Source organism: Nocardiopsis listeri (assembly GCF_020741345.1).
GTDB classification, from domain to species: Bacteria; Actinomycetota; Actinomycetes; order Streptosporangiales; family Streptosporangiaceae; genus Nocardiopsis; species Nocardiopsis listeri_A.
Genome location: NZ_DYZD01000038.1, coordinates 15,310 through 30,017, shown reverse-complemented (window position 1 = coordinate 30,017; position 14,708 = coordinate 15,310). Strand labels below are relative to the sequence as shown.

14 protein-coding genes are annotated in these 14,708 nt (G+C 71.2%); 3 read left to right on the top strand and 11 right to left on the bottom strand.

The window, feature by feature from the left end:
- Positions 1-7: 7 nt before the first annotated feature.
- The 7 genes from K8V84_RS02050 to K8V84_RS02020 all read right to left on the bottom strand — a co-directional run bounded on the left by K8V84_RS02050 (position 8) and on the right by K8V84_RS02020 (position 6,774).
- Positions 8-835, bottom strand: a complete 828-nt coding sequence (locus K8V84_RS02050) for a carbohydrate ABC transporter permease (RefSeq protein ID WP_304069623.1) — start codon at positions 833-835, stop codon at positions 8-10.
- Between the two features lie 3 nt (positions 836-838).
- Positions 839-1,837 carry a sugar ABC transporter permease gene (locus K8V84_RS02045; RefSeq protein WP_304069622.1) on the bottom strand — a complete coding sequence of 333 codons (999 nt, stop codon included), beginning with the start codon at positions 1,835-1,837 and terminating at the stop codon, positions 839-841.
- Complete coding sequence (locus tag K8V84_RS02040; protein ID WP_304069620.1) at positions 1,834-2,877, bottom strand: LacI family DNA-binding transcriptional regulator; 1,044 nt, start codon at positions 2,875-2,877, stop codon at positions 1,834-1,836. Before K8V84_RS02040 ends, K8V84_RS02045 begins: the two co-directional genes overlap by 4 nt.
- A gap of 269 nt (positions 2,878-3,146) precedes the next feature.
- Positions 3,147-3,524 carry a VOC family protein gene (locus K8V84_RS02035; RefSeq protein ID WP_304069619.1) on the bottom strand — a complete coding sequence of 126 codons (378 nt, stop codon included), beginning with the start codon at positions 3,522-3,524 and terminating at the stop codon, positions 3,147-3,149.
- 27 nt (positions 3,525-3,551) lie between these two features.
- Entirely contained in the window at positions 3,552-4,295 is a 744-nt protein-coding gene (locus K8V84_RS02030; RefSeq protein WP_304069618.1) for a GntR family transcriptional regulator, read from the bottom strand.
- A gap of 71 nt (positions 4,296-4,366) precedes the next feature.
- A complete protein-coding gene (locus K8V84_RS02025; protein WP_304069616.1) occupies positions 4,367-5,551 on the bottom strand; it encodes a CaiB/BaiF CoA-transferase family protein in 1,185 nt (394 codons plus the stop codon).
- On the bottom strand, positions 5,548-6,774 hold the full coding sequence (locus K8V84_RS02020; RefSeq protein ID WP_304069615.1) for an MmgE/PrpD family protein: 1,227 nt from the start codon (positions 6,772-6,774) through the stop codon (positions 5,548-5,550). The genes K8V84_RS02025 and K8V84_RS02020 overlap by 4 nt, the downstream gene beginning before the upstream one ends.
- Before the next feature lie 186 nt (positions 6,775-6,960).
- Here K8V84_RS02020 and K8V84_RS02015 point away from each other — a divergent pair, with 186 nt between their 5' ends.
- The 3 genes from K8V84_RS02015 to K8V84_RS02005 all read left to right on the top strand — a co-directional run bounded on the left by K8V84_RS02015 (position 6,961) and on the right by K8V84_RS02005 (position 10,101).
- Positions 6,961-7,854, top strand: coding sequence for a CoA ester lyase (locus K8V84_RS02015; RefSeq protein WP_304069613.1), 894 nt, complete (start codon positions 6,961-6,963; stop codon positions 7,852-7,854).
- Complete coding sequence (locus K8V84_RS02010) at positions 7,851-8,855, top strand: MaoC family dehydratase (RefSeq protein WP_304069612.1); 1,005 nt, start codon at positions 7,851-7,853, stop codon at positions 8,853-8,855. Before K8V84_RS02015 ends, K8V84_RS02010 begins: the two co-directional genes overlap by 4 nt.
- A 79-nt stretch (positions 8,856-8,934) precedes the next feature.
- Positions 8,935-10,101: an acyl-CoA dehydrogenase family protein gene (locus tag K8V84_RS02005; RefSeq protein WP_304069610.1), complete on the top strand. Its 1,167-nt coding sequence runs from the start codon at positions 8,935-8,937 to the stop codon at positions 10,099-10,101.
- An 86-nt stretch (positions 10,102-10,187) separates the two neighbouring features.
- Here the strand turns inward: K8V84_RS02005 and K8V84_RS02000 are convergent, their stop codons facing one another.
- From K8V84_RS02000 to K8V84_RS01985, 4 genes are all read right to left on the bottom strand, one after another.
- Complete coding sequence (locus tag K8V84_RS02000; protein ID WP_304069608.1) at positions 10,188-10,976, bottom strand: IclR family transcriptional regulator; 789 nt, start codon at positions 10,974-10,976, stop codon at positions 10,188-10,190.
- An 83-nt stretch (positions 10,977-11,059) separates the two neighbouring features.
- Positions 11,060-12,442: an MmgE/PrpD family protein gene (locus tag K8V84_RS01995; RefSeq protein ID WP_304069606.1), complete on the bottom strand. Its 1,383-nt coding sequence runs from the start codon at positions 12,440-12,442 to the stop codon at positions 11,060-11,062.
- Positions 12,411-14,150, bottom strand: coding sequence for a tripartite tricarboxylate transporter permease (locus tag K8V84_RS01990; RefSeq protein WP_304069604.1), 1,740 nt, complete (start codon positions 14,148-14,150; stop codon positions 12,411-12,413). Before K8V84_RS01990 ends, K8V84_RS01995 begins: the two co-directional genes overlap by 32 nt.
- A gap of 3 nt (positions 14,151-14,153) precedes the next feature.
- Positions 14,154-14,696 carry a tripartite tricarboxylate transporter TctB family protein gene (locus K8V84_RS01985; RefSeq protein ID WP_304069602.1) on the bottom strand — a complete coding sequence of 181 codons (543 nt, stop codon included), beginning with the start codon at positions 14,694-14,696 and terminating at the stop codon, positions 14,154-14,156.
- Positions 14,697-14,708: the final 12 nt, after the last annotated feature.

The window sequence follows — 14,708 nt, the reverse complement described above, 5'->3', positions numbered from 1 at the left end:
GGGCGGCTCAACCCTTGACCGCACCGGCCATCAGGCCCCCGGTGAGCTTCTTCTGCAGGAGGGAGAAGAAGACGATGCTCGGGACGGCGGCCAGCACCGATCCCGCGGCCAACGGGCCCAGGGCGACCTTGCCCTCACCGCCGATGAACATCTTCAGCGTGATGGGCAGGGTGTAGTTCTCCGGGGACTGGAGCAGCACGAGAGCGAAGAAGAACTCGTTCCAGGAGGAGACGAAGGCGAACATGGCGGTGGCGGCCACCCCTGGCATCAGCAGGGGCAGCACGATCCGGCGCAGGACGTCCAGGCGTCCCCCGCCGTCCATCGCACCGGCCTCCTCCAGGTCGATCGGGACGCCGGTGACGTAGCCCTGGAGCATCCACAGCGCGAACGGCAGCGTGTAGGTGGTGTGCACCAGCACCAGGCCGACGAGGCTGTCGGTCAGGCCGATGGTCCGCAGCACCAGGAACAGGGGCAGGATGATGAGGATGACGGGGAAGACCTGGCTGACCAGGATCCAGCCGACCCCGGCCGCCCGGACCATCCCTTTGAGCCGCGCCAGGACGTAGGCGGCGGGCAGGGCGATGAGGATGACCAAGGCCGTCGAGGACAGGGCGACGAGCAGGCTGTTCCACGCCGAGCTCACCAACCCCTGGCGGGCGAGCGCCCGAGCGTAGTTGTCGAAGTGCCATTCCCGGGGCAACAGGCTCACGGTGAGCGAGTTGAGTTCGGCGGAGGTCTTGAGCGAGGCCGATATCAACCACAGCAGTGGGAAGCCCAGGAAGAGGATGTAGCAGGCCAGGGCGGCGTACTGGGCGGGTCGAACGAGAGTGCGCATCGGTCAGCCCACCTTGCCCTTGTCGTCCTGGCGGAACTGCGACCACAGGTAGAGGGCCAGGAGCAGGACCACCACGGTCACCAGCACCACGCCCATCGCGGCGGCGTAGCCGATGTTGCGGTTCTTGAACGCCTCCAGGTACGTGAAGAGCATCGGCAGCATCGTGCGACCGCCGGGCCCTCCCTCGGTGAGGACGTAGACCAGGGAGAACGAGTTGAAGTTCCAGATGAAGTTGAGGGAGGTGATCGAGGCGATGATGGGACGCAGGCTCGGCAGGGTCACCCCGACGAAGCGACGCCAGGCGCCCGCCCCGTCCATGGCGGCGGCCTCGTGCAGTTCGTCGGGGATCTGCTGGAGCCCGGCCAGCAGCGTCACGGTGGTCTGGGGCATGCCCACCCAGACCCCGACGACGATGACGGCGGGCAGGGCCGTGGAGAAGTCACCGAGCCAGTTGATGTCGCCGGGAAGGCCCACAGCGTCCATGACCGCGTTGAGCGGACCGGCGTTGGGCGAGTAGATCATCCGCCACATGATGGCCACGACCACCGGGGGCATCGCCCACGGGATCAGGGCCAGCACCCGGGTGAGCCCCTGGAGTCGCAGCCCCGAGTTCAGCAGCAGGGCCAGGCCCAGGGCGGCGACCAGTTGGAGCAGGGTGACCGAGACCGCCCACACCATGCCGATGCGGAACGACTCCCAGAAGAAGGAGTTGTCGAACAGCCGCGTGAAGTTGTCGAGGCCGACCACCTCGTAGTCGGGCCGTCGCACCAGGCGGGCGTCGGTGAAGGCCAACGCCACACCCATGACCAGGGGGGCGACGCTGAGCACCAGGATCGGCAACAGCGAGGGCATGACCAGCGCGGCCGCCTCGCGACGGCGGTTGCGGGCCAGACCGCCGGGGCGCGGTCCGCGGTGCGCGGGGGTGGGGCGGCCGGAGGGCGGGCCGCCGGGCGAGGAGGTTCTCCTGCCCGTGGTGGGGTCCTTGGAGGACAGGGTTCTCAAGGTGAGTCCAGGGAGAGGGGTTCGATGTCGTCGGGTATGGCGGTGGGGTCGGTGGACTCCCGAACGACGAGCTCGGGTCCGACCTCGATCTGTCGCGTCTCCTCGTGGAGCCCCTCGGCCAGGTTCAGCATGATCTCGGCCGCGACCCGCCCTCGCTCGGCCGAACCGAGGGAGACGCTGGTCAGGCTCGGCTGGAAGACCCGACCGAACTCGGTGTCGTCCATACCGGTGACGGCGAGGTCGCCGGGGACGGTGAGTCCGCGTTCGCGTGCGGCGCGGATGGCGGCGATGGCCAGCAGGTCGTTGGCGGCCACCACCGCGTCGAGCGGACGGCCCTCGGTCTCACCGGCCGCGAGCAGACGCCGGGCGGCGACCACACCGGCCGCCACGGTGAAGTCCTCGGCCACCTCCACCGACCCACCGGCGCCCACGGCCTCGAAGCCGCGCTGTCGCGCCTGGCCGGGGGTGGTGTCGAGGGGACCGTTGAGGAACCCGATACGCGACCGGCCGAGTTCGCGCAGGTGGTTCACGGCGCGGGCGATGCCGTCGGCCGAATCGGTGGAGACCGAGTCGATCCCGTGCTCTCCAAGGGGGCGGCCCACGACCACGACGGGGACCTCCTGCTCCCGCAACGCCCGGATGAGGGCGTCGTCGGTGCGCAGCGGGACCAGGATCATTCCGTCGACGAAGCCGCCGCTGAGGCTACGGACCAGCTCGGTGGTGGAGGTCGTGGTGTCCCCCGTGGACATCACGACCACCCGGTACCCGTGCGGGGCCAGCACCTCGTGGATGGCGGTCATCATCTCGACGTAGACGGGGTTTCCGATGTCGGCGACGGCGAAGGCCACCTGGAACGTCCTCTTCATCCGCAGCGAGCGCCCGATCGCGTCCGGGCTGTAGCCCAGCTCCGCGGCGGCCGCGCGTACGCGTTCGACCATGGCCGCGCTGGCTCCGCCGCCGTGCAGGGCGCGGGAGGTGGAGGACAGGGAGACCCCTGCCCTTTCCGCGACCTGGATCAGGGTCGCTCGTGAGGACGTCATCGTGGCTCCAGCCAAGCCGAGGGGGATGCGGAAACGTTTCCAGTCGCACGGGAAGGCGGTGCGAGAGGAGGACTGGAAACGTTTCCGGAAACCTAGTGCCCTCGCCCGGAGACCGTCAAGTCAGGCATTAGGGGTGATTTCGGACGTCCGCAAGGCTCACCTGGTCGCTCCGCGCGACCCCGGTTTCGCACTCCGCGCTCGTTCCCAGCGCGAGCACCACCGGGCACGCGGCCCGGGCCGTCGGCCCTCCGACGTCGGGTGCGGGACGCTCAGTTCGAACGGACGAGGCGGAAGGGGTGGCCCCCCGGGTCGAGGAAGACCCGGAAGTTCCCCGGGGCGGGCTGGAACCCGCGCTTGCGGGCACCGATCTCCAGCACCCGCCGCCCGCCCTCGTCGAGGTCGGGGACGTCGAAATCGAGGTGGAGCTGTTGCGGGTGGACGTCACCGGGCCATTGCGGCGGCACGTGACCGAGGGCCTTCTGGAAGGCGATCGTGGCGCCGGTATCGCCCACCAACCGGATCCGGCCGTCGTCCTCCCACGGCTCGATCCGCCACCCGGGGATCGCCGCGCAGAACTCCGCCAGGGCGAGGGGGTCGCGACCGTCGATGGCGACCAGGCCCAACTTCGCGATCGGACTCGTGGACACCGACGACTTCACGGCGTGGTCGCCTGGTCAGCGGCCGCTACGCCGTAGGCGGACACGGTAGGAGTAGTACTCGGGCAGGAAGTGGCTCGTGGCGAGTTCGACCGCCTCACCCCGGGTGTCGAGGTAGGTGCGGTCCACCCGCAGGAGGGGCCGCCCCTCCTCGCAACCCAGGTCACGCGCGACCTCGCGCTCGGCCCCCGCCGCGGTGATGCTCTGCTCCGCCTCGGAAATGGGGTGTTCCAAACGCCGGTCCAGCAGACCGATGACGGTCACGGAACTGCTCGCGCCCTCCCCGGCGAGTTCCTCGACCTCACCGAGCAGCTCCCCCGCCCATGGCGGCAGGTGCACGGTCGTCACGCAGAAGGGCCGGTCGCCGTGGTCGCGGCGAAAGTCCACGGTGTAGACCATGTCGGAGTCCAGCCGCAGGCGCCCGGCGACACCGATGTCCACCCGGCGCCGCAGCGGACCGAGCACGACCATGCGCGTGTCCTCCGACAGGGCCATGAGGTCCTCGACCGAACCGAACTGGCGCAGGTAGCGGCTCTCGCTCCGGGCCGGGAAGGTGCCCCGGCCACGGATCCGGTGCACCAACCCTTCGGCCACCAGGTCCTGGAAGGCTCGACGGACGGTCTGTCGGCTCACTCCGTGTCGACGCGCCAGTTCGGCCTCGGTGGGCAGGCGGGAACCGTCGTCGAACCTGCCGCTGAGCACCGCCGTGCGCAGTTCCCGCGCCACCACCTGGTAGGCCGACTCTCCGCTGTTGACCGTCATCGCCCTCGTCCTCGTCCCGACCTGTCCGGACCACCATTGTCGCGGTCCGACAACGGTGGCTCGGACACGGTTCAGATGGTGCCCTCGGCGCGCAGGCGCGCGATCTCGGGGGCCTGGTACCCGATCCTGCCCAGGATGTCCTCGGTGTGCTCGCCCAAAGCCGGCACCGGGTCCATACGCGGTTGGACACCGCCCAACCCCGCCGGGGGCAGGAGTGAGGACGCCTGTCCTCCCGGCACGGCCACGTTCCGCCATCGGTCGCGCCCGATCAGGGAGGGGTGGTCATTGAACTCCTCCACGGAGTTCAGGCGCGCGTTGGCGATCGCCGCGGCGTCGAGCAGCGCGACGGCCTCCTCCGCGTCCAGGAGCGCGAACCGTTCGCGGATGAACGTGTTGATCTCCGCCCGAGCGGCCACCCGGGCGGAGTTACCGGCGAAGCGGGGGTCGCCCACCAGTTCGGGCCGGCCCAGCACCTTCTCGCACAGGGCCGCCCACTCTCGTTCGTTCTGCACCGCGATGAGCACGTCCCGACCGTCCGCGCAGGTGAACGGCCCGTAGGGGGCGATCGTGGCGTGTTCGGCGCCCACCCTCGCGGGGGCGGTACCGCCGTGTCGGGTGTAGAGGGAGGGTTGGGACATCCACTCGGCGAGGGCCTCGAACAGCGCCACCTCCACCGGGGGTGCCGTTCCGGTGGTGGCGCGGGTGTAGAGGGAGGCGAGGATCCCCGAGTACGCGTACATGCCGGCGGCGATGTCGGCCACCGAGACCCCCACCTTGACGGGGGTGTCGGGGGTGCCGGTGACCGACATCAGCCCGGCCTCGGCCTGGACGAGGGCGTCGTAGGCCTTGCGGTCGGCCCATGGGCCGTCGTTGCCGTACCCGGAGATGTCGCAGCACACCAGCTGGGGGCGCCGGGTGGTCAGGGCGGAGGCGTCCAGGCCCAGACGGGCGGCGGCCCCGGGGGCCAGGTTCTGCACGAACACGTCGGCGTCGTCGAGCAGGCGGGTGAGGATCTCGGCGCCCGCCGGGGACTTCAGGTCCAGGGTGAGGGATTCCTTGGAGCGGTTGAGCCAGACGAAGTAACTCGCTTCGCCGCGCACGGTCTCGTCGTAACGGCGGGCGAAGTCGCCGGTTCCGGGGCGCTCCACCTTGATGACGCGGGCGCCCAGGTCGGCGAGTTGGCGGGTGGCGAAGGGCGCGGCGACGGCCTGTTCCAGGCTGACGACGGTGACGCCGTCCAGGGGGCGGTGGTTCACGGGGTCTCCTCGGCGGGTGCGGCCAGATGGGCACGGAGCAGGTCGGGGGCGTCGTCCCAGGTGGTTCCGGAGAGCAGGGCGGGGACGTCGGACCCGCAGTCGGAGAACTTGGCGGCCAGCTCATCGGGGTCGGCGGGTCGGTCGGGCGCGCCGGCGGGCAGGTCCAGGGTGGCGCTGTGCCGCTCTCCGTCGACGGTGGTCACGCGCACGGTGGTGTTTCCGTCCAGGAGCCCGTCACCGCCGGGGGTGTGCCGAACCCGCACGGCCTCGACCAGGCGTCGCGCCTCGGAGCGTCGGGCGGCGGCGTCGGTGAAGCTCGCGAAGCCGGGGTGGCGGTCCAGCAGGGCGGTGGCGACGGCGTACTCCAGGCTGAACTTGGCCTGGAGTCCGGTGGTGGGGCGGTGGTGGATGAGCGGGTGCAACGTGCCGGCGGGGGTCTCGACCTCCACGACGCGCACCGTCGCGGGATCGGGTAGGGCCCCGGCGAGTGCGCGCACGGCGCCGATGGGACGCTGCATGGCGTAGCAACAGGGGTGGATCTTGGTGGCCAGGCCGCCGGGGACGGCGGGGGCCGCGGGGTCGAGTGCGTCGGGTGTGAGACCTCGGGGGTCGCCGCCCACGAGGCCGAACCACTGGTCGAGGGCGGTGGGGTCGGCCTGGGCCCCGGCCGCGGCCAGGTGGGCGGCCCGGACCCCCGCGTGAGCGGCGAAGCCCACCTGGAGCGACTTGGCGTCGGTGCCGAAGGCTCGCTGGACCCCGCCCGCGGCCGGGACGGCCAGCGCCATGGCGTGGGCGGTGCGTTCGGGGGTCAATCCCAGGGCCAGGGCCGCGCCGACCGCCGCGGCCGGCGCCCCCGCGGTGCAGGTGGCGTGCCAGCCGTCGGTGTAGTGGCGCCATCCCAGGGCGGTGCCCAGTCGGGCCATGACCCCGGCCGCCGCCAGGTAGTGCTCCTCTCCCCCGCCCATGGCCAGGGTGACGGGTACGCACACGACGCTGATGTGCGCGGTCGAGGGCAGGTGGAGGTCGTCGAAGTCGAGCACGTGCCCGACCGCCGCCCAGCGGGCCTCCTCGGGCAGGTCTTGGGTCAGAGCGCTCATCGGGTGGTCTCGGGCCGCGAGGGTGACGGCCAGGGTGTCGTGCAGGGATCTGCGCGCCAGGGCGCGGTCGTCGTCGGTCGGAGTGAGTGCGTGGGCCCAGTCGGCGAGGGCGCGGGCGATGGCCATGGGGCCTCCCGTGGTGGCGGGTGCGCGGGCTGGAAAACCCGCGCTCGATTTGTACGGCCATTTTTGACACGCTCCGGCGGCGCTGTCAACGGGCTCCCCTTCATCCCGCGCTGAAAGGGGTTGACACGACCCCGATCACTTGAAAGATTGACGCACCAAATGGCCGTACATATCGAGGTGAGAGAAGTGGACGATGACCCCGCCGCCGTTCCTCCGGGCGTACGCGCCGCGCTGAGCGTGCCCTGCGCCGAACCACGCAAGCCCGCCAAGGCCGCCGCCCTCCGTGTGGACGAGATCGTCCTGGACCTGGAGGACGCCGTGCCCGTCGACCGCAAGGAGACCGGTCGCGAGATCGCCCGGGAGTACCTGCGAGGTCCGATCCACGGTCGTACGGCCGTGCGGGTCAACGCCGTGGGAACCCCGTGGTGTCATCAGGACCTGCTGATGTGCGCCTCCCACCGCGGCCCCGGACTGAGCGTGGTCGTGCCCAAGGTCGAGAGCGCGGGCGACCTCGCCTTCGTCGACCGCCTGCTCACCGGGGCCGAGGCCGCCCGGGGGGCCGGACCCCGTGTGGGCGTGCAGGCCCTGATCGAGACCGCTCCGGGGCTCGCCGCCCTGGCCGAGATCACCCGGGCCACACCACGTCTGGAGGCCCTCGTGGTGGGCTACGCCGATCTGTCCGCCTCCTTGGGACGGGCCCAGGGCCTACATCCCCAACGCTGGACGGGTGTCCAGGACGCGGTGATCGTCGCCGCGCGGGCGGCCGGGATCCGCGCGGTGGACGGCCCCTACACCGGGATCGCGGACGACGAGGGTTTCAGGGCCTTTGCTCGGCACTCCCGTGAGGCCGGGTTCGACGGCATGTGGGTGATCCACCCCGACCAGGTGGCGACCGCCACCGCCATGTTCACTCCGATGCCGGCCGAGGTCGGGCACGCCACCTCGGTTCTGGAGTCACTGGAGCGGGCGGAACGCGAAGGCCTGGGCGCGGTCACACTCGACGGGCGGATGGTCGACGCGGCCATGGCCCTGAGCGCACGGCGCACCCTGGCCCGCGCCGGACGGGAGGAGGCCCGATGAGCGTTCCCTTCCCCGCCGCCGGTGACGGGCCCTGCTTCGAGGACCTGAGCGTGGGAGACGTGTTCGACACCGCTCCCCCGTTGACCCTGACCGAGGCGCACGCGGCCGTCCACCAGTCGATCGTGGGCGACCGGTTGCGGATGCCGTTGGACGTCCCGCTGAGCCGTTCGGTGGCCCGCTCGCGCACCGTGCACCCGGCCCTGGTGTGGGACGTGGCCATCGGCCAGTCCACCCTGGTCACCCGCCGGGTGATCGCCAACCTCTTCTACCGGGGCCTGGTGCTGCGTCGACTCCCCTCGATCGACGACACCCTGTCCACCTCCACCGAGGTGGTGGGACTCAAGCAGAACCGGGGGCGCCCCGAACGTGCGGCGTCGGGTCTGGCGGCACTGCGGGTGACCACCCGCAACCAGCACGGCCGGCCCGTCCTGGACTTCTGGCGATGCGCGATGTTGCCGTTGCGCGACCCTCGGGCCCGCACCGGGGCCGCGGACGACATGGCCGCGTTGGGCGTCGACCCCTCCCCTACGGACTTCGCGCGGGCGGTGCGGGACTGGGACCGACTCCCATTGGAGGACCTGCGAGGCACCGGACCGGTCCCGGCTCCGGGTACGGGCCCGTGCCCGGTACCCGGCGGCGACGTGGTCTCCTCGGCACCCGAGCTGGCCCGGCTCACCCTCAACGTCGCCTCCGCCCACCACGACGCGACCGCCGCCGGGGACCGGCGGCTGGTGTACGGGGGCCACACCATCGGCGTCGCCCTGTCCCAGGCCGCGCGGGCCTTTCCCGAGATCGTGACCGTGACCGGTTGGCACGGCTGCGACCACCTCGGCCCGGTCCACGAGGGCGACACCCTGCACAGCACCGTCGAGACCGAACGCGTCGAGACCGTGGAGGGGGTGCGCCTGGCCCATCTGCGTTCCCGGGTCGGCGCCCGGGAGCACGCCGAGGCACCGACCCGCGAGGTCCTGGACTGGCGCTTCGTGGCCCTCCTGGCCTGAGGAACGCGTTCGGGGCCGCCACCCGTGACCCGGCCCCACACCCCACGACCCCCGAAGACCCCGAGAGCGAGGAACGAACATGAGCCCACTGTCAGCGGACGAGAAGGACATGGTGAACCTGGTCGCCACCTTCGTCGACGAACGTGTGCGCGGCAGGGTCCGCGACTTCGAGGCGAGCGACACCTACCCGGAGGAGTTCATCGAGGAGATGAAGGGGCTCGGCGTGTTCGGGCTCCTGGTCCCCGACGAGTACGGCGGAGTGGACGTCGGCGCGGCCTGTTTCGCCCGCATCACCGAGGAACTCGCCCGCGGGTGGATGAGCCTGGCCGGAGCCATGGGCGGCCACTCGGTGATCTGCTACCTGATCCGCGAGTTCGGCACCCGGGAGCAGAAGGAGCGCTACCTGCCCCGTATGGCCGACGGTTCACTGCGCGCCACCATGGCCCTGACCGAGCCCTCCGGCGGCAGCGACCTGCAGGGCATGCGCACCCGGGCGATAGCCGACGCCGACGGCTTCGTGGTCGACGGTTCCAAGACGTGGATCTCCAACGCCCGGCACGCGGACCTGTTCGGGCTGCTGTGCGTCACCGACCCCGACGCCGCCCCGGCCCACAAGGGCATGAGCGTGCTGTTGGTCGAGCCGGGAGACGGTCTCACCGTCTCGGGGAAGATCCCCAAACTCGGTTACCGGGGGGTGGAGGCCTGCGAACTGACCTTCGAGGGCATGCGCGTGCCGGCGGACGCCGTGTTGGGCGGGGAACCGGACCGGGGGTGGGCGCAGATGATGCGCGGCCTGGAGGTCGGCCGGATCCAGGTGGCGGCCCGCGCCGTGGGGGTGGCCCAGGCCGCGCTGGCCGACGCCGTCTCCTACACCCAGGACCGGGAGTCGTTCGGCAAGCCCATCTGGAAGCACCAGTCGGTGGGCAACCTGCTCGCCGACATGGCCACGAAGGTCCGTGCCGCCCGCCTGATGACGGTGGACGCCGCCGAACGGTTGGACGAGGGGGTCCGAGCGGACATGGAGGCGGGGATGGCGAAACTGTTCGCCTCCGAGACCGCCATGGAGGTGGCCCTGGACGCGATGCGGGTGCACGGTGGCTACGGCTACTCGCGCGAGTACGAGGTGGAGCGGTACTTCCGGGACGCCCCGCTGATGATCCTGGGCGAGGGCACCAACGAGATCCAACGCAACGTGATCGCCGCGCAGCTCGTGGCCCGTGACGCCGCCGGGGACACCTTGATCTGAGACCGGACCCGACCGGAAGCCGGCAGGGGCGCACCCGCTCGAGCGGGTGCGCCCCTGCCGGACGCGGCTCTGCTGTGGCGTCCCGCTCAGGCGGCGGGCTCTCCGGTGCGAAAGCCCAACTGGTGGGACAGTTCCATGGCGGCGTCCGCCATGCGTGGAGCGAGTCTTTCCAGGGCGTCCCGGTCGGTGCGCACGGCCGGGACGCTGATGCTCAGCGCGGCGACCACGTCCCCGGCGTGGTCGCGTACCGGGGCGGCGATGCCGGCCACCCCGACCACCCGCTCCTCCATGGAGATCGCGTATCCGCGTTCCTGGATGAGGGCGAACTCCGCGCGCAGGTCCTCGGACCTGATCCGCGCGTGGGTGGTCGATGAGCGAAGGTCCTGGGCCAACACCCCCTCGCGGAGCTCCTCGGGGGCGAAGGCCAGCAGGAGCTTGCCGGGGGCGCCCTGGTGCGGCGGGATGGGGGCGCCCAGGTCGGTGTAGGTACGCCGAAGCGGCAGGGTGCTCTCCACCTGGGCGATGGTGCGCCGTACCGGGGTCTCGTCCATGATGTGCAACCCCACCGTCTCACCCGTGAAGTCCCGCAACGCCGTCATGGTCTCCTCGGCGTGCAACTCCAGGGACAGCTGGCTGCGGGCGGTGTCGGCCAACCCGAGCAGCCGCGGGCCCAGACAGTAGCTGGTGCTGCGGGGCAACTGGACCACCAGGCCGTGCTGGACCAGGGTGGAGAGGAGTCGGTGCGTGGTACTGCGTGTCAACCCGGTGGCCCGCGCCAGTTCCGACACACTCGCCACCGGCCGCGCCGGGGAGAAGGCGGACAGGATCGCAACGGCGCGATCGATGGCCTGGACCGTGCCCTGCTGGCCTGTCATCTTCCTCGGTGCCTTCCCTTGTCGTGACGCGTCGGCGGCCCGTCCGGGCCGCCGACGCTCGTAGTCCTTGACGCTCTGGGGGATCAACGCAGCAGCGGTCTCATCTCCCGGACGTCGGACACCTCGTCCAACGACGATACAAGCCCCACCAACGCGGACGTGCGTTCACGGCCGAGCACCGGCTCGAGCAGGTCCTCCGCCTTGGCCTGGACCTCGTCCACGCTCATGGGGTCGTCCACGCTCCCGCGCACGGCGGGGACGTGGCGTCGCAACCGCCGACCGTCGGTGGTGGTGACCACCAGGGTGGCGCAGCGGACCCCGCCGACCTCGCGATCCTCCTTCAACGTGGTGCGTTCGCGCAGCGAACGGATGAGGGGATCGTTCATGCGGGCGTCGTCGTGCGCCATGGCGAAGGTGAACGCCCCGTCGACCAGTGTGCCCGCCACGAGGTACTGGACGTTGATGTCGGGCATGGCACGGTCGTCCACCACTCTGCACAGGTCGTAGGGCAGGATGATCTCCACCGACTCCGTCTCCTGTGCCGTGAGACCGTGCTCCTCCACCAGGTCCAGGGTGGCCTGCACCGCCGCCTGGGCCGGGGAGCCCACCGCGAACTTCTTGATGTTGGTGTGGACGATCTCGTACCTCTCCCCCAGGCCGTGGGCGAGCCGATCGCGGTCGACCCGGGTGGAGAGGGCGTCCAGGAAGTTGGGCTGTCCGGAGAAGACGTCGGCCACACCATCGCAGCCGGAGGCCACCAGTTCCGCGGCCCGGACCCCGTTGGCGGCCGGCATGCCGCCGAAGACGAACGCCTTCTCCACGTGGTCGGGGTCGCGCAACCAGCTGGTGACCCCGCCCGCGCTCTGCGCCGTGTAGGACAGGGTCCAGCGGACCCGTTCGGCGTCCATCCCGTGCAGCACCGCGGCGGCCGCCGCGGCACCGAACTGGCCGGCCAGGGCGTGGGTGCTGTAGCTGCTGCCCTCGGCCAGGACCGGTGGTCGCCCCAACGCCATGACCACACGAGTGCCGACGTCGTAGCCGACCGCCACCGCGGTGAGCAGTCTCCGACCGGAGGCCCCGAGGTCCTCGGCCACGGCCAGGGCCGCGGGTACGATGCCGCATCCCGGGTGGCTGAGCGAGGCGGCGTGGGAGTCGTCGGTCTCGTCGGCGTGCGCCGACATCCCGTTGGCCAGGGCCGCGGCGGCGGGCAGGACGCTCAGGTCGGTCCCGAGCACGGTGGCCCATCCGGCGCCCTGCTTGCGCGCGTAGGCGATGCCTCGTACTCCGGGCCTGAGTCGCGAGCCGGACAACGTGGCCGCGAGGGTGTCCAGGACGTGCAACCGGGTCTTGGCCGCCACCTCGGGCGGCAGGCCCCGGTCGAGCGCCCCCGCCACATGGCCGGCCAGGGCCGCGGTCTGTGGGCCGACCGGCGCCTCAGTGGCGTCGGGGGCGACTGTGTTCGCCATCGGGAGTCTCCTTGTCGTCACGGGGATGTTGGGCGGGAACGTCGGGTCGGTGTCGGCCCGGTGGTCCCTCGTCGTCGGATCCGTCGCGGTGCTCGGCGCCGGCCTCGTCCGGCCGCCGGGCCGGGGGCACCCCGCCGTCGGGGCCGCCCTCGGTGGTGTCGCCGCCGGTGTCGCCGCCGTCATCGTCACCGTCGATCGTGCTTCGCGCCTTGTCCTTGCGCGAACGCAGCATCAGGTAGACGATCGAGGCGCCCAGGACGCACCAGAGCACGATCGCCGTCGGCGATCCGAAGAAGTAGGCGATGCTGTTGTTGCCCAGTGCCAGGGAGCGCATGAGGTTCTCCTCCGCCAGCGGGCCCAGGATGAGGCCCAGGATGAGGGGGATCACCGGGTAGCCGTTCAACCGGAGCACCAGCCCCAGGACGCCGAAGGCCACGGCCAGGCCGACGTCGAACAGGGAGAACCGGACGGCGAAGGCGCCCGCCAGGGAGATCATCAGGATGGTCGCGACGAGATAGCCGACCGGGACGCGGGTGATGAGGGCGAGCGGGCTGGCCAGCAGGATGCCCAGTGGCAGGATCAGGATGCTGGCCACGATCATCGCCAGCACGGCCGCGTAGGCCTCGCCGGGATGGGTGACCAGGATCCGCGGCCCGGGCTGGATGCCCTGCACGTAGAGGAAGGCCAACACCACGGCCATCGTGGCGCTGCCGGGGATGCCCAGGGTCAGGGTCGGCACCAGGGTGGCGCTGGCCACCGAGTTGTCGCAGGCCTCCGAGGCGATGATGCCCTCGGGGTGGCCGGTGCCGAACTTGCGCCCGTTGCGGGAGCGGCGTTTGGCGAAGGAGTAGCTGACGAAGTTGGCGATGGTGGTGCCGGCGCCCGGTACCAGGCCGATGATGAGGCCGATGAAACCGGACTGGCCGAGGGTGGTCGGGTAGCGGACGGTCTCCCGGGCGCCCTTGACGGCATCGCCCACCTCCTCGCGGATCTTGGCCCCGTAGGAGATGCGCGCGTTCTTGCGGGCGTGGCGGGACCGGGCCGCCAGGTACAGCATCTCGCTGATGGCGAAGAGCCCGATGAGAGCGGGGATGAACTCGATGCCGTCGTAGAGTTCGAGCGTGCCGAAGGTGAACCGGTTCTGTCCGGTCAGCGGGCTGGCGCCCACGGTGGCCAGGACGAGTCCGAGAACACCCACCATCAGGCCCTTGCGGACGCTGTCCCCCATGAGGGAGGAGGCCACGACGAACCCCAGCAGGATGACCACGAGCATCTCGCGGGCGTTGAACGACAGGGCCACCACGGCCAGCGGCCCCAGCAGGAACAGTACGACGAGACCGCTGGCGGTTCCGCCGATGGAGGAGGCCGCGCGGGCCACGCCCACCGCCAGCCCCGCCTTGCCCTTGCGGGTCATGGCGTATCCGTCCAGGGCGGTGACGGCCGATCCGGCCTCACCCGGGACGTTCATCAAGATGGCGGGGACGGCGGCGCCGAACTGGGATCCGGCGTAGATGCTGACGATGAGGATCAGCGAGTTCTCCGTGGGCAGCCCGATCGCGAAGGGCAGCAGGAGCGCCGCGGTGTTGGAGGTGCTCAGGCCCGGCAGGACACCGACCATGAAACCGAGACACAGTCCGGCCACGAGCCACATCAGGGCTTCGGGCTGGAAGAGCATCGCCATTCCGGCGCCGATGGGTGCGAAGTCCATGATCTACCACCAGATCCCGGTGGGTAGGGGCACGCCCAGGATGAGGTCGAAGACGACGTAGGCGCCGAGCCAGACACCGGCCACGGCGATGGCCAGCGGCAGGGGTCTGCGCACCCCGGTGACGGCGAGAACGCCCACGAGGAGGACCGGTAGGGCGGCGAAGAAGCCGAGGGGCGTGATGAGGGTCAGGGTCAAAAGGAGCAGGGCGATGACGGCCACGGGCCGGCCCACGGTGAGCCGGTCGACCTCCGGTTCGTCCTCCTCGGCGGCCGGGGCCTCGCTCACGGGTCGTTCGGTCCTCGGGGTCGAGGCCTCGACCCCGACCGCGGTGCGAACACGGGATCGGTGCGCGATGAGCTCGCGGACCAGGTTGTAGCCGCTGACGGCGACGAGCACCATCGCCAGCGCGGCGGGGTAGACGGCCTCGGGACCGTGCAGTGTTCCGACCTGGGCCCAGAACACGGCGCCGAGGCTGAGGGGGAGAAGGGTCGGCAGCACCCTCCAGGCGAGGCGGGTGCCGTCCCCGACGGCTCCGGTGGCAGGCATGAAGCCCTCCTT

Bases quoted from the DNA above. Each gene is read 5' to 3' on its own strand.
- K8V84_RS02050 (WP_304069623.1), bottom strand. From the start codon at position 835: ATGCGCACTCTCGTTCGACCCGCCCAGTACGCCGCCCTGGCCTGCTAC.
- K8V84_RS02040 (WP_304069620.1), bottom strand. From the start codon at position 2,877: ATGACGTCCTCACGAGCGACCCTGATCCAGGTCGCGGAAAGGGCAGGG.
- K8V84_RS02030 (WP_304069618.1), bottom strand. From the start codon at position 4,295: ATGACGGTCAACAGCGGAGAGTCGGCCTACCAGGTGGTGGCGCGGGAA.
- K8V84_RS02020 (WP_304069615.1), bottom strand. From the start codon at position 6,774: ATGGCCATCGCCCGCGCCCTCGCCGACTGGGCCCACGCACTCACTCCG.
- K8V84_RS02010 (WP_304069612.1), top strand. From the start codon at position 7,851: ATGAGCGTTCCCTTCCCCGCCGCCGGTGACGGGCCCTGCTTCGAGGAC.
- K8V84_RS02005 (WP_304069610.1), top strand. From the start codon at position 8,935: ATGAGCCCACTGTCAGCGGACGAGAAGGACATGGTGAACCTGGTCGCC.
- K8V84_RS02000 (WP_304069608.1), bottom strand. From the start codon at position 10,976: ATGACAGGCCAGCAGGGCACGGTCCAGGCCATCGATCGCGCCGTTGCG.
- K8V84_RS01995 (WP_304069606.1), bottom strand. From the start codon at position 12,442: ATGGCGAACACAGTCGCCCCCGACGCCACTGAGGCGCCGGTCGGCCCA.
- K8V84_RS01990 (WP_304069604.1), bottom strand. From the start codon at position 14,150: ATGGACTTCGCACCCATCGGCGCCGGAATGGCGATGCTCTTCCAGCCC.
- K8V84_RS01985 (WP_304069602.1), bottom strand. From the start codon at position 14,696: ATGCCTGCCACCGGAGCCGTCGGGGACGGCACCCGCCTCGCCTGGAGG.